The sequence below is a fragment of the Photobacterium sp. DA100 genome (assembly GCF_029223585.1).
Lineage (GTDB): Bacteria > Pseudomonadota > Gammaproteobacteria > Enterobacterales > Vibrionaceae > Photobacterium.
The window spans coordinates 934218-946977 of record NZ_CP119424.1; the positions used below are offsets into that span (position 1 = coordinate 934218).

15 protein-coding genes are annotated in these 12760 nt (G+C 47.7%); 9 read left to right on the forward strand and 6 right to left on the reverse strand.

All coding sequences use genetic code 11. The features are described from left to right. Positions 1 to 80: 80 nt before the first annotated feature. The gene (gene rlmF, locus PTW35_RS21975; RefSeq protein WP_281028988.1) at positions 81 to 1106 is read left to right on the forward strand and encodes a 23S rRNA (adenine(1618)-N(6))-methyltransferase RlmF; all 1026 of its coding nucleotides are present in this window, start codon (positions 81 to 83) and stop codon (positions 1104 to 1106) included. A gap of 29 nt (positions 1107 to 1135) precedes the next feature. Here rlmF and PTW35_RS21980 read toward each other — a convergent pair whose 3' ends face one another. After that, positions 1136 to 2794 (reverse strand): electron transfer flavoprotein-ubiquinone oxidoreductase, encoded by a 1659-nt coding sequence (locus PTW35_RS21980; RefSeq protein WP_281028989.1) that lies wholly within the window; start codon positions 2792 to 2794, stop codon positions 1136 to 1138. A 128-nt stretch (positions 2795 to 2922) separates the two neighbouring features. Here PTW35_RS21980 and PTW35_RS21985 point away from each other — a divergent pair, with 128 nt between their 5' ends. Further along, positions 2923 to 3696 carry an electron transfer flavoprotein subunit beta/FixA family protein gene (locus tag PTW35_RS21985; RefSeq protein WP_281028990.1) on the forward strand — a complete coding sequence of 258 codons (774 nt, stop codon included), beginning with the start codon at positions 2923 to 2925 and terminating at the stop codon, positions 3694 to 3696. Next, positions 3696 to 4625: an FAD-binding protein gene (locus PTW35_RS21990; RefSeq protein WP_281028991.1), complete on the forward strand. Its 930-nt coding sequence runs from the start codon at positions 3696 to 3698 to the stop codon at positions 4623 to 4625. Before PTW35_RS21985 ends, PTW35_RS21990 begins: the two co-directional genes overlap by 1 nt. A gap of 27 nt (positions 4626 to 4652) precedes the next feature. Here the strand turns inward: PTW35_RS21990 and PTW35_RS21995 are convergent, their stop codons facing one another. Further along, on the reverse strand, positions 4653 to 5666 hold the full coding sequence (locus tag PTW35_RS21995) for a LysR family transcriptional regulator (RefSeq protein WP_348637744.1): 1014 nt from the start codon (positions 5664 to 5666) through the stop codon (positions 4653 to 4655). Positions 5667 to 5871: 205 nt separating this feature from the next. Between PTW35_RS21995 and PTW35_RS22000 the strand changes: the two genes are divergently transcribed. The 3 genes from PTW35_RS22000 (at position 5872) to PTW35_RS22010 (ending at position 8177) form a co-directional block, all read left to right on the forward strand. Continuing rightward, a complete protein-coding gene (locus PTW35_RS22000) occupies positions 5872 to 7248 on the forward strand; it encodes an MATE family efflux transporter (RefSeq protein WP_044621085.1) in 1377 nt (458 codons plus the stop codon). A 122-nt stretch (positions 7249 to 7370) separates the two neighbouring features. Then, complete coding sequence (locus tag PTW35_RS22005) at positions 7371 to 7640, forward strand: DUF1778 domain-containing protein (protein WP_044621903.1); 270 nt, start codon at positions 7371 to 7373, stop codon at positions 7638 to 7640. Then, positions 7641 to 8177: a GNAT family N-acetyltransferase gene (locus PTW35_RS22010; protein ID WP_044621084.1), complete on the forward strand. Its 537-nt coding sequence runs from the start codon at positions 7641 to 7643 to the stop codon at positions 8175 to 8177. Between the two features lie 44 nt (positions 8178 to 8221). Here the strand turns inward: PTW35_RS22010 and PTW35_RS22015 are convergent, their stop codons facing one another. Further along, positions 8222 to 8632 carry an SPOR domain-containing protein gene (locus PTW35_RS22015; protein WP_044621083.1) on the reverse strand — a complete coding sequence of 137 codons (411 nt, stop codon included), beginning with the start codon at positions 8630 to 8632 and terminating at the stop codon, positions 8222 to 8224. Positions 8633 to 8965: 333 nt separating this feature from the next. Between PTW35_RS22015 and umuD the strand changes: the two genes are divergently transcribed. The 3 genes from umuD (at position 8966) to PTW35_RS22030 (ending at position 11015) form a co-directional block, all read left to right on the forward strand. After that, positions 8966 to 9349 (forward strand): translesion error-prone DNA polymerase V autoproteolytic subunit, encoded by a 384-nt coding sequence (umuD, locus tag PTW35_RS22020; protein WP_044621082.1) that lies wholly within the window; start codon positions 8966 to 8968, stop codon positions 9347 to 9349. Positions 9350 to 9352: 3 nt separating this feature from the next. Then, positions 9353 to 10654 (forward strand): Y-family DNA polymerase, encoded by a 1302-nt coding sequence (locus PTW35_RS22025; RefSeq protein WP_281028993.1) that lies wholly within the window; start codon positions 9353 to 9355, stop codon positions 10652 to 10654. A gap of 109 nt (positions 10655 to 10763) precedes the next feature. After that, positions 10764 to 11015 (forward strand): hypothetical protein, encoded by a 252-nt coding sequence (locus PTW35_RS22030; protein WP_281028994.1) that lies wholly within the window; start codon positions 10764 to 10766, stop codon positions 11013 to 11015. A gap of 75 nt (positions 11016 to 11090) precedes the next feature. On the opposite strand, the gene PTW35_RS22035 is transcribed toward PTW35_RS22030, so the two are convergent. The 3 genes from PTW35_RS22035 to PTW35_RS22045 all read right to left on the reverse strand — a co-directional run bounded on the left by PTW35_RS22035 (position 11091) and on the right by PTW35_RS22045 (position 12751). Continuing rightward, positions 11091 to 12041 (reverse strand): putative sulfate exporter family transporter, encoded by a 951-nt coding sequence (locus tag PTW35_RS22035; RefSeq protein WP_281028995.1) that lies wholly within the window; start codon positions 12039 to 12041, stop codon positions 11091 to 11093. A 152-nt stretch (positions 12042 to 12193) separates the two neighbouring features. Further along, positions 12194 to 12517 (reverse strand): YdbL family protein, encoded by a 324-nt coding sequence (locus tag PTW35_RS22040; protein ID WP_281028996.1) that lies wholly within the window; start codon positions 12515 to 12517, stop codon positions 12194 to 12196. 18 nt (positions 12518 to 12535) lie between these two features. Continuing rightward, on the reverse strand, positions 12536 to 12751 hold the full coding sequence (locus PTW35_RS22045) for a YnbE family lipoprotein (RefSeq protein ID WP_044621077.1): 216 nt from the start codon (positions 12749 to 12751) through the stop codon (positions 12536 to 12538). Positions 12752 to 12760: the final 9 nt, after the last annotated feature.

Sequence of the window (12760 nt, forward strand, 5' to 3'; positions counted from 1 at the left end):
GGTTCCAAGGGGGGGCAGATTCAAGTAGGATACTTCTCTTTTTGGCATCAGGCCGACTTTGACTCAAATAGAAAAGCGATATGGCACAAAAACATAAGCAGAAAGCGCCGAGCAAGGGGCTGCACCCTCGAAACCCTCATCGAGCCCGTTATGATTTTGACAAGCTAATCCAAAGCTGTCCCGAATTATCACCGTTTGTAGCGAAGAACCCTTATGGTGATTTGTCGGTTAATTTCAGTGATCCTGAAGCGGTTAAGGTGCTTAATCGGGCCCTGCTGAGCCATTTCTATTCAGTGTCATACTGGGATATTCCTGCTGGTTTCCTGTGTCCGCCCATTCCGGGCAGAGCGGACTATCTGCATTATATTGCCGATCTATTGGCTGACTCTAACGGCGGCAAAATTCCCAAGGGCAAAACCATCAAGGGAATCGACATAGGGGCGGGCGCCAATTGTGTTTATCCGATCATTGGGCATCGCGTATATGGTTGGCAGTTTGTGGCTGCCGACATTGATCCGGTATCAATCAAGTCGGCCAGGTTCATTGTTGAATCCAACCCATCATTAAAAGGGGCGATTCAATGTCGATTGCAGAAAAACCCAGATCATATCTTTGCCGGTATGATCAATGACAGCGATCTTTTCGACTTCACTATGTGTAATCCTCCGTTTCATGCTTCACTCGAAGAGGCGATGGCTGGCAGTGCTAGAAAGGTAAAAAATCTGGCGGCGAACTCAGAAAAGAAAGGGGGACGCAAGCAGGATTTTCAGCGCGATAAAACATCGAATGCAATGAAAGGTAATAAGCCGGTATTGAACTTTGGTGGGCAAAAAGCGGAACTGTGGTGTCCCGGAGGGGAAGCGGCTTTTATCAAGCGCATGATCAATCAAAGCGTGGAGAAATCCAGCCAGTGTTTCTGGTTTACCACCTTGGTATCGAAAAAAGACAATCTGTCACTCATCTACAAGCAGTTGAAAAAGGCTGGGGCGGTAGAGGTCAAAACGATTGATATGGCCCAGGGGCAGAAGCTGACTAGAATCGTGGCTTGGACATTCCTGACGCCCGAGCAGCAGGGGGTGTGGCGCAATACCCGCTGGGTTAATTAGTTCCAACCTGTCGCAAAGACCCATAAGGCTTACATATTGGGATAATTTGGTCCGCCGCCCCCTTCCGGAGGCACCCAGGTTATGTTCTGTGAAGGGTCTTTGATATCACAGGTTTTACAATGGACACAGTTGGTGGCATTGATCTGAAATGCCGCCTTGCCTTCTTTTTCAATGATCTCATATACCCCAGCAGGACAGTAGCGTTGGCTGGGCTCTCCATAGCGCTCTAGGTGTAAGTTAATCGGGATTGAACCATCACTGAGCAGCAAATGGCATGGCTGATTTTCTTCATGTTGGGTGCCAGACAAAAAGACTGATGAGGCTTTATCAAAGCTCAATTGGCCGTCGGGTTTCGGGTAATTGATTGGCTGGTGGTTGGCAATGGGTTCCAGGCATTCATGATCAGGTTTATCGTCTTTCAGGGTCCAATTGAGCGATTTACGGAACCACCTCTGCTCGATGGCCGCTAAGGTTCCACCGATTAAGGTGCCAAAGCGATGGATCTCAGCCCCGAAATTACGGGAGTCGTGCAGCTCCTCGTATAACCAAGATTGACAGAAAATTTGGTCATACCCCGGCGTGGTCTGATGGAAACCTTGTTCTAGTTCGTGAAAAATCGCTTCTGCGGCAATCATACCGGACTTCATAGCCGTATGGCTTCCTTTTATCTTCGCCATATTTAGCGTGCCTGCATCGCAGCCAACCAATAGCCCTCCAGGAAATTGCTGCCTGGGCAATGAGGGGAGCCCCCCTTTGGCTATCGCCCTTGCTCCAAAGGCTATGCGATGACCTCCGGCTAGGTGCTGGCTAAACAAGGGGTGGTGCTTCAGCTGCTGGAACTCATCAAATGGGCTGAGGTAGGGGTTGTGATAGTTCAGATCGACAATTAAACCGACAGCGACCTGATTGTTGTCGAGGTGGTACAAAAAGCTGCCGCCATTCGTGCCGGTTTGGCTGAGCGGCCATCCGACACCATGGATAACTTGGCCGGGCTTATGATGTTCTGGCGGAATTTCCCATAGCTCTTTGAGCCCTAAGGCATAATGTTGTGGTTGTTTGCCATGGTCGAGGTGGAATTGCTTGATAAGCTGCTTCCCCAAATGTCCTCTGGCACCTTCGGCAAAAATGGTGTACTTGGCCCGAAGTTCAATGCCGGGCTCGAAAGTGGCTTTTTGCCCTCCTTGTTTATCAAGGCCCATATCTTTGGTCAGCACTCCAGAGACAACGCCCTGGTTGTTGTAGAGTATTTCGCTGGCGGGGAAGCCGGGAAAGATTTCAACACCGAGATTTTCAGCTTGCTTTGCCAGCCAGCGGCATAGGTTTCCCAGGCTAATTATAAAGTTACCGATATTCTGTAGGGTCTCTGGCACCAGTGGCTCTGCAACGGTGATGTGATTGAATTCATTGGTGAGATAGCAAAACTTATCATCAGACACAGCGTTGTGTAATGGGGCTTCCATGCGCTCCCAGTCAGGGAAGAGTTCATCCAGTGCTTTATGTTCGAACAACGCGCCAGACAGGATATGGCTGCCAATCTCTGCACCTTTTTCGACCACACAGACTGAGAGGGGGTGTTCATTCTCGTTGGCAAGCTGCATCAGGCGGCAGGCTGCAGACAAACCGGCAGGGCCAGCGCCAACAATCACAACATCAAACGACATGCTTTCTCTTTGTTGTTCTGAACTCATGCTTCAATCCCTAACTGAACAGCGCTTGGTTAAAATATAGTCCAGTTGACGTAAACGTAAACTCAACTAGGCTCAAAGAATAAATCAATTGCAAGGCGTTAGCGCTTTGGTTTGATAAGGAAGTGCCTGTGAAAGTATATGTTGCGATTAAGCGTGTCATTGATCCTTACGTTAAGGTAAGAGTAAAAACTGACGGCTCCGGCGTTGAAACCGCCAACGTGAAAATGGCCATGAATCCGTTTTGTGAAATTGCGGTAGAGGAAGCGATACGGCTGCGAGAAGCGGGCCAGGCTGATGAAGTGGTGGTCATTTCTGCCGGAGAGGTTGCTTGCCAAGAACAATTAAGAACGGCTTTGGCATTGGGTGCCGACAGGGCAATTCACATTGAATGTGATGCCGTGATTGAGCCTTTATCCGTGGCGAAATTATTAGCGGCTTTAGTCAAGCAAGACCAACCCGAGTTGATTATTCTGGGTAAGCAATCGATAGATACTGACAACAATCAGGTGGCACAAATGTTGTCAGCCTTGCTGGGATATCCGCAGGGTACATTTGCTTCGAATGTTGAGCTGATGGGTGACGGTGTCACTATTGATGGCAAACGAGTAGTGAAAGTAACCCGGGAAGTAGATGGAGGATTGGAAACGCTGCAATTGGCCTTGCCGGCAGTATTGAGTACAGACTTGCGGCTAAATGAACCTCGTTATGCATCATTACCCAACATCATGAAAGCAAAGAAAAAGCCTCTTGATGTAATGACCCCGGAAGCGCTCGGGGTAACAATCAAGAACCACCAAGAGGTGATTGAGATAATGGCGCCGAAGCCGCGTTCTGGCGGAGTGAAGGTTGGCTCAGTGGCAGAGCTTGTCGATAAACTCAAAAATAGTGCTAAGGTGATCTAATGCGGGTACTAGTCATTGCAGAGCATGATAATGAGCGCTTGGGTGGGGAAACACTGAAGGCGGTTGGGGCGGCTAGATCATTTGATATGGCTATTGAAGTATTGGTTATTGGCTATCAATGTCACTCGGTTGTTGAAGATGCGTCAAATATAGAAGGCGTCAGCCGGGTCATGGTTGCAGATAAGCCAGAGTATGAGCATCAGCTGGCGGAAAACAGTGCATTGTTAATTTCCGAAATAGCCTCTGATTATAGCCATATCCTGGCATCGGCCACGACGTTTGGAAAAAACGTAATGCCTCGTGTGGCTGCGTTGTTGGATGTTGGCATGCTGTCTGATGTCATCGCTATAGAAAGTGAGGATACGGTTATCAGGCCCATCTATGCCGGTAATGCACTGGCAAGAGTGCGCAGCACTGATCCCACAAAGATAATCACTGTTCGTGGTTCGGCATTTGATGCGGCCCCGATGGGCAGCGGCCAAGCAGATCAGCAGCAGTTAGATATTTCGATTGATAATAAATTGAGTGAGTTTGTCGGATGTCAGGCATCGGAAAGTGAAAGGCCTGAGTTAACCGCTGCCCGTGTTGTCGTATCGGGCGGCAGGGCGCTCGGCAGCAGAGAGAATTTTGCTTTGATCGAGCAACTAGCCGATAAACTCGGAGGGGCAATTGGCGCCTCTCGGGCGGCTGTAGATGCCGGTTTTATTTCCAATGATTACCAGGTTGGCCAGACAGGTAAAATTGTGGCCCCGGAATTATATATTGCAATAGGCATTTCCGGTGCTATTCAGCACCTCGCCGGCATGAAAGATGCCAAAGTGATTGTTGCTATCAACAGTGATCCTGAAGCGCCGATTTTTGAGATCGCTGATTATGGACTGGTCGGGGATCTTTTTGACATCCTGCCTGAGCTGATTGAGTCAGTGTGAGTTGCTCAAAGACACACTCATTTGAAATCAATCGATGATTTTCCAGCCGTGCTGCTCGGCCATACGGGTTAGCGCGGCCATGTCCTTCCTTTCTTCTTCAACCATCCAGTCAATAAATCGCGTGACGGTGTCACCCTTGCTGATGGTTTGATAGTAATACTGCCAGGTGTTGTTGGTGACGATAGTCGCCCCGGTAGGCAGTTTCAAATAGCCTTGCTGCAATTCATGGACGACCAGCATCAGATCGGTAATGGTGATGCCCTGGCCCGCAAAGCAGGAAGTTAAAGCCATATCCAAGGTATTGAAGGTTAGACCGTCTTTTTTTATCTGATCGCTTCGCCCATTTCGGCTAAGCCACTCTCGCCAGTCAGATTGGTCGGGGGTCGGGTGTAATCGAGGGTAGTTAGCGATGAGCTTGTCCACATCGATTGGCTCGTCGGTTTTGGTCAAGAGTTCAGAATAGACGGGTGCCAAGTACTCTTTTCTGAGAAAAGTCGGCATGTTGCTGCTTTGATGGACTTCAGGGACGTTATATATCGCTATATCATAGTCACCCTCTTCTAAGTGCAAGAGTTCATTGTCATGTCCCATACTGGACGACAATATAATGTTGACATCTGGGTTGAGTGACTTAAAAGAATGCAAACGGGGAATCAGCCAACGTACGGCGAAACTCATTGCAACCTGCACTCGCAAAGTGCCCGTTTCCTTAGTTTTCAATTGGCGGATGGTTTGGTTTAGTTCGCTGTATTGACGGGTAAGCAGCAGAGCGATTTCTTTTCCTTGGGCTGACAGTTCCAGTGAGCGGTGGTGGCGAATAAACAGTGAGAAACCAAGTTTATCTTCTAACTGTCTGATTTGCCTGCTGACCGCACTTTGCGTCACATTGAGTTCCTCTGCGGCAAGTGTAAAACTCAGGTGTCTTGCAGAGGCTTCAAATACTCTTAACCCATTTAAAGATGATGGAAGTAGGTTGTGTCTTTTCTTCATAGGCAATTGTGTTCGCCACGCGAGCGGCTCAGTTTGTGATAACTCTTGCATGAGTTTTATGAATGCTAAGGTACTATAAATGTCGTTTGAAACACAAACATGAAGATTTTACATTATCCCTATCTCTGCAGTTTGATGGCCGTTACGCACTTTAAACCTACATTTTCTGATCTAGGTTTCCTCAAATAGGTCGCCTTTACCGTCACTGCTGAAGATCCTTTCTGCTTTTCGATACTCTAGTGTCTTGTGGTGATAAATGAAAAAATTAATCAGCTTGGCTGTGCCGCTCATCATTTCACAGCTGGTTGCGCAATTATTGGTATTTACTGATGTGTGGATGATGGCCCAACTCAGTATCCTTGCTATTGCCGGCGGTGGCCTGGGAGCAGCTGTCTACTCAATCGTTTTTACTGTTGCGGGCAGTACCGTTGGATGTGTTGCGAATTTAATTGCTATCGCCTACGGCAAAAGAATAAAAGATATGGAGAAGGGTGACGCCGAAGTCAGTATTTCTCTCAAAAGTGGACTGCTGCTATCGGTTATCCTGACCGTGACGTTATTGCCCGTCTTCTTCTGGATGCACGACCTACTGCTCAAAGCCGGTCAAGATCCTGAAACCGTCGTGCTGGCGGTAGATTATCTCAATGCCTTGAAGTGGGCGATGCTGCCGACGTTGATTCTGTTGGTTCTGCGCAGCTTGGTTAGTGCGTTTGGTGACACCCGCTCGGTTATGGTGATGTCAATTGCCACTGTTATCCTTAATGTGCCGCTAAGCTACCTGATGGCGTTTCATTGGGATATGGGGTTGGCAGGCTTGGGTTACGGTACTGCACTGGCCGCCTTCGTTGTCATGCTCGGCTATGGCTATTGGGTCTTCACCCTTGATAAATACCGTCAATATAATCCATTTGCCAATTGGCAGGAGTATCGTTTGGGTATCCTGGTGCCGTTGTTGGCGATCGGGGTGCCTATAATGATTGCGACCCTGATGGAGCATGCTCTGTTTTCGAGCGCGGCACTGTTGGCGGGGACCTTAGGGGCCGTGTCGCTGGCTATTCACCAGATTGCAATGCAATGCTTGAATTTGTCGTGGAACGTAGCCTTTGGCCTGTCCCAGGCAGCTTCTATTTTGGTTAGCCAGCATGTCGGTCTGCAAGAACCTGGCATGGTAAAACGCTATGCCAAACAGGGTTTGTTGCTGGTAACAATCACCAGTGCTCTATTTGGGGTATTGTTGATTGCAAAACCAGAGTTCTTGACTGTTGTCTTCAATGTCGAAGGTGATGCATTAGCGGAAGAGTTAGTCACAGCATTGCCCAGTGTGATGATTATGGTTGCGGCTTGTTTTGTGGTTGATGCTTGGCAATTGTCTGCTATTAGTATTCTTCGCGGCATGAAAGTGGTGAAAGCCCCGACGGTAACGACTGGTATTGGCTACTGGCTCATTGGTCTGCCTTCTGCCTGGGTGTTGATGAACATGTTTGGTTTGGAAGGTGTTTGGGGTGGTTTGGCCGTTGGTTTGGCTGCTACGGGCTTAATGCTACTGTTCATCTTGTTGCGTGAACTTCACAAGCTTGAAGGACGTGAAGTGCAAAGCCACAAAACACAAAGTGCAGGGGCTATGTCATCTTAAAGGAATGATATCCCGTTGTTGATACTGAAATCGTACGGAAGCTTTCCGTACGATTTGCTGTGTCGGTGAACAAGGAGTATACTTTTTATGTACGGAGTGTTTCCGTACTGATGGAGGTGGATATGGCAACAGCACGTTTGGACTTGCGCCTGGATGAAGAAATTAAAGCCAAAGCTGAAAAGGCCTCGGCACTTTTGGGGCTGAAAAGTCTGACTGAGTACGTGGTCCGTCTGATGGATGAAGATGCCAGCCAGGTAATCGCTCAGCATGAAAGCATCACTGTTGATGGTGATGTATTTGATCGGTTCGTTGATGCTTGCGATAAGGCTAAATCACCGAATAAAGCTTTGCTCGATGCTGTGGATTTTGCAGATGAAAAGGGCTTTAAGTAAGTGAGTTGGGCCAAAGAGTTTATCGAGCTTGATAAAAAGCTGCATGACCGCGCGTCCTTTGACTGCGGTGAACCGGAACTAAATACCTTCATTCAGACTCAGGCGGCAAAACATATGCAGGCAGGTATCAGCCGTACCATGGTGCTACCTGCCTTACTTCCGCTACCCAATCAAAAACGGCCCATTTGTGCTTTCTATAGCATTGCGCCGAGCTCGATATGTCGCGATACATTACCGGCGGCAATGGCTAAAAAGCTTCCCAAGTATCCGATTCCTGTTTTTTTGCTTGCTCAACTTGCCGTTCACCATGAATATCATGGCAATGGACTGGGTAAAGTGAGTTTGGTCAAGGCATTGAGATATCTTTGGCAAGTCAATGCTCATATGAGGGCGTATGCGATTGTCGTTGATTGTCTGAGCTCCGAAGCGGAATCCTTTTATACCAAATATGGCTTTGAAGTGCTTTGCGAGCACAACGGGCGGGTACGGATGTTTATACCGATGAAAACTGTCGGCCAGTTGTTTGAAGGGCGATAATTGAAAGAATCGAAAGCCGGAGTGAAACACTCCGGCTTTTTTGATCAACGCAGGCGGAAGACGTCAGTTTGCTTGTCACTTTGTACTTCGGCAAAGCTTCTGATGAATGGCCCCTGCTGGCGTACGGCTTCTGGCAGGCGGTCAATGACAGCTTTGGCTTCGTCTTTGGTTGCAAAATCGCCGTAAATAACAGCATACCAGCGACCGCTTGAACTTTTCTTCCAGTTCACCCAGATTGGCTGTTGGCCCTGGATGTGGTTGATATAGTTTCTGACATCGGCTTGACGCTCTTCGGTCAGAGCGAGCACCTGAATGGTGAAACGCTCAGGGTTGAGGTGGCCGTAGGCTTCCTCTGTGGTCATCTGGCCTATACATTGGCTGTCAGTGTGCGTGTTTTCGGTGGTGGAACAGCCGGCTAAAAGAAGCACAGCCAAAACTGCAAAAATTTTTTGCATTAAAAACTCCTTGGTAATAACCCCATACCCAATTCATTGGATATATCTTTTAGTTTTTATAAACGACAATTTTACCAATAATGATGAGCGTTTGTTTGACAATACTCGTCGGTAAAAGCGTGTTTGCCGAAGATGGCAGCAAAAGTTGCTGATTTATTCGGCGTTGACGGAATAAGGCGCAGCGAAATATTGCCAGGTGATTGAAATTGTATAGAAAATAGCTCGTTTGTTGGTTCGGTCTTCAGTTACCTTGAAAGTTAACACTAAGGTGTGACTATTCTATCTATTTTTCAGTATACTGTATATATATACAGTTAACTGAGAACGATGGAGATGAAGCTATTTCCTTACTTTATTGAAGGGGTGAAGTGCGGCTTTCCGTCACCTGCTGACGGCCATCAAGAGGAGCTCGACCTAGAGAGCTATCTCATTAGAAACCCCAATGCCACTTTTTTCCTGCGGGCGTCTGGTGAATCCATGATAGGTGCCGGTATTTACGACGGTGACCTATTGGTCGTTGATCGGGCCGAGCCCGTTGCTCCCGGGCGAATTGTGATTGCCAGGATATATGATGAATTCACATGCAAGCGCCTGATGCGCCATGACCAAACATGGTGGTTGGTTGCCGAAAACCCGAGTTTCAAGCCTTTTCCCATGCCCGAAGATTCAGAAATTTTTGGGGTGGTAACGCGCAATGTGCATAACTTACTGGGGTGAACGATGGCGGCATTAGACGGATATCGTGATCAGGTGTGGGCGCTGGTTGATGCCAAAAGTTTCTACTGTGCCTGTGAACAGCTGTTTGACCCAAAGTTGGTGAATAAACCGCTTGTGGTGCTATCTAACAATGATGGGTGCTGTGTCGCGCTTTCTCCTGAGGCCAAAGCGCTCGGTATCAAGCGTGGTGCGCCGTGGTTCAAAATTGAACGCGAAGCCAGGAAGATGGGGGTTGAAGTCAGGAGTTCGAATTATACCCTGTATGCTGATATGAGCCGCCGCTTCATCGAAGAACTGCATCGCTTTTCGCCTCATGTTGAGCAGTACTCTATCGATGAAGCTTTTGTACGGCTGGACGGTTTCCAGCTCGATGGGTTGACCCATTACGGTAAGGAGATCCGCGACAGGATTTATCAGCATTTGGGGCTGCCTGTCAGGGTGGGTATTGGTTCGAGTCCAACATTAGCCAAACTTGGCAATCAGGCTGCCAAACAATACGAGCAAAGGGTGGATGGCGTTATTCAAATTGACAGCGAACAGCGTCGCCGCTGGTTGCTAGAAAGGTGCTGTGTGCAAGATATATGGGGGGTCGGAGCGAAGACCGCGACCCGGCTGCAAACCAGTGGTATCACCAATGCACTGCAATTAGCCGAACAGAATCCGGCCGATATGCGCCGATTGTGGAATGTCGGGCTTGCCCGAACTGTGCTTGAGCTTCAAGGTGTTGCTTGTATTGACCCCGGCGACATAGACGAGAAGCGTAAGCAGATTTTATCGAGCCGCAGTTTTGGTGTTGACCTAAGCGATCTCGACGATTTGAAATCGGCCCTTGCATTTCATTGCCAGCGGGCTGGCGAGAAGCTTCGGCGTCAACATAGCCAAGCCGGTGTGGTTGGTGTTTTTCTTCGTACCAATCGCTATAAAGATTTGCCGCAGCATAATGTTAGTTGTGCGAGAGAGTTGCTGTGCCCGAGTCAGGACAGTTATAAATTTCTCGATATTGCGTTGCAGCAACTGGAGTCTATTTACCGACCGGGTTACGCCTACCAGAAGATCGGGGTAATATTGGATGGTTTAACCGATGCCAATAATGATCAATTCCAGTTTGATATGTTTGATGACAGTGCTCTGGAAGAGATGAAGCGGCGTGATCTCATGGCAATCACCGATCAGATGAATGCAAAATTCAAAAACGGTGTAAAGCCTGCTTCTGTCATCGGCTCTACCAATTGGCACATGCGCCAAGCATTTAGATCAAACCGTTGGACGACACGGCTGGACGAGCTACAGGTCGCCAAGTGTTAATGGCGTGCCATATAACAAAACTGTATGTCATAGAGTGAAAGCGAATTTCTGGATTTAACCAATTGGTTAATAATTACCTTCATTGAAACAGGAAGGTATGAGGTTGCGGATGTTTGTATGGATAGGCTTAGTATGTGGCATTCTGATCGCCTCATCGTATACCTCTGGGCTGGTAAGCGCAGTATTAGACCTTGCCGCATTTGTCATTATTTTAGGCCTAGGTGTACGCAGGGTAAGGCAAGGTAAAGTGGATAAAAAGGGAAGTGTGCGTCAGTTGAAGACTGAGGCGGATAGCTCGGGCTTTATTGAAGAAGTGAAGCAAATTAACAGTGTGACAGACCGGCTGGACATTACACCGTAACGTATTGTGGCAAGCGACTAAAAAACAGCCCCTTAAAGTGAATAAGGGGCTGTATTGTTTGTGTGATACCGAAAATTAGCCAGCAAGCTGGATATAGGCCAGTGAGCCTCCACCGATACATAGCCATAGCAGCACACCCAGTAACAACGGCTGGATACCTGCGGCTCGAAGCTTCTGGATGGTGATCCCTGAACCGATCAGGAACAGACACACCACCAGAATACGTTTGGATACCGAGAATATTGCCGAATACATCGGTTGAAAACCAGGTAGTAGGTAGGCAATGCCAATTGCCAAGCAATAGAACACAATAAAGAAAGGCACACCGATTTTTTTACTGTTACCCTTGAACATCAGAGCGCTGAGGAAGGCAATTGGAATGATCCATAGCGCACGGGCAAGCTTCAACGTCGTTGCTGTTTTCAGTGCCTCGTCCCCGTAGGCACCAGCAGCACCCACAACCGACGATGTATCATGAATTGCAATTGCTGCCCATGTGCCGAAAGCATGCTGGCTCATTTCCAAGTAATGGCCAATGACAGGGAAGATAAACAATGCAATCGCATTCAGGACAAAAACCGTGGCCAGTGCTAAAGAGGTTTGGTCGTCTTTGGCATTAATGGCCGGTGCAACCGCCGCAATAGCACTGCCGCCACAGATGGCTGTGCCTGAGGCAATAAGGTGACCCGTTTTCTGTTCTATACGCAGTAATTTAGTGAGTACATAGCCCAGTAGCAAAGTACAAAAGATCGAGGCAATGATAAGGCCCAGGCCTTGTTTGCTTGCTTCTATTGCCTGATCTAGCTGGATACCAAAACCAAGTCCAATGATGGAGTAAGAGAGGAGTTTCTTAGTCAGTGCAGCCAAATTAAATTGTGTTGGGACCAAACCGAAAGTGGCAAGGGTGAAGCCTAGCACCAGGGCAACCGGAGAGCTGACAACCGGTAGCAAGCATAGCAATGCCACTGCGATGAAAAGGCCATCGGTCTTGGAGAGTTTGTTGAAAAGAGAGAATTTAGCAGACATTGGTTATACAGATGAACAAAACTTGGCAGGAGTATATGCGTAAAGAGTAGTAAGGATAATTATAATATTTTGATGCCAGGGTTAAGATCTACTTAACATATGGTTATGCAGTATTGAACCGATAGAGGTTAAATGTAGCAATCCTGTCCAGGTCATTTTTTAATCCACCTGCCAGATGGATCCTGGTAATAATGACCAGGTGCGGTTTTATCGACGGCTTTTTTGTGGGCGATATGGCCAACTTCCTTGACGGTGAGCCCGTGTGAGACGGCAATTCTTTTGAAAGTATTTGTTCTGCGTGTATTCACCTCGGAAACCAAACTTTTTACCTGCGGTGACGGGCGGGCAGTAATAGGGGCGATCAGTCCAGTGTTTGCTTCACCAACAAGTCCTTGATCCTTGGCTTGCTGAAGATCGAGAGCAAATGCACTAAATGTCAGAAAGACGGAAAGTAAGAACAGCATTTTTCGCGTCATGGCATACTCCCTGCCAGCTTAAAAGACATCATCATCATTAAACAGCTCATCGATTTCCTTATCAACTTTAATACGAATTTCGTGTTCTATCTTGACATTCAAATTAACTTCTATTGGCTTATCAGAGGCAGTGACTTGTACCGTTGGGGTACAGCCAGATAGTGCCATAAGCGACATGACCGAAAACAGGGCGATAAAAAATGGTATATAAAACAGCTTAAGTTGGATATCCATTGGTTACAA

Bases quoted from the DNA above. Each gene is read 5' to 3' on its own strand.
- rlmF (WP_281028988.1), top strand. From the start codon at position 81: ATGGCACAAAAACATAAGCAGAAAGCGCCGAGCAAGGGGCTGCACCCT.
- PTW35_RS21980 (WP_281028989.1), bottom strand. From the start codon at position 2,794: ATGAGTTCAGAACAACAAAGAGAAAGCATGTCGTTTGATGTTGTGATT.
- PTW35_RS21990 (WP_281028991.1), top strand. From the start codon at position 3,696: ATGCGGGTACTAGTCATTGCAGAGCATGATAATGAGCGCTTGGGTGGG.
- PTW35_RS21995 (WP_348637744.1), bottom strand. From the start codon at position 5,666: ATGCAAGAGTTATCACAAACTGAGCCGCTCGCGTGGCGAACACAATTG.
- PTW35_RS22000 (WP_044621085.1), top strand. From the start codon at position 5,872: ATGAAAAAATTAATCAGCTTGGCTGTGCCGCTCATCATTTCACAGCTG.
- PTW35_RS22005 (WP_044621903.1), top strand. From the start codon at position 7,371: ATGGCAACAGCACGTTTGGACTTGCGCCTGGATGAAGAAATTAAAGCC.
- PTW35_RS22015 (WP_044621083.1), bottom strand. From the start codon at position 8,632: ATGCAAAAAATTTTTGCAGTTTTGGCTGTGCTTCTTTTAGCCGGCTGT.
- umuD (WP_044621082.1), top strand. From the start codon at position 8,966: ATGAAGCTATTTCCTTACTTTATTGAAGGGGTGAAGTGCGGCTTTCCG.
- PTW35_RS22025 (WP_281028993.1), top strand. From the start codon at position 9,353: ATGGCGGCATTAGACGGATATCGTGATCAGGTGTGGGCGCTGGTTGAT.
- PTW35_RS22030 (WP_281028994.1), top strand. From the start codon at position 10,764: ATGTTTGTATGGATAGGCTTAGTATGTGGCATTCTGATCGCCTCATCG.
- PTW35_RS22035 (WP_281028995.1), bottom strand. From the start codon at position 12,041: ATGTCTGCTAAATTCTCTCTTTTCAACAAACTCTCCAAGACCGATGGC.
- PTW35_RS22040 (WP_281028996.1), bottom strand. From the start codon at position 12,517: ATGACGCGAAAAATGCTGTTCTTACTTTCCGTCTTTCTGACATTTAGT.
- PTW35_RS22045 (WP_044621077.1), bottom strand. From the start codon at position 12,751: ATGGATATCCAACTTAAGCTGTTTTATATACCATTTTTTATCGCCCTG.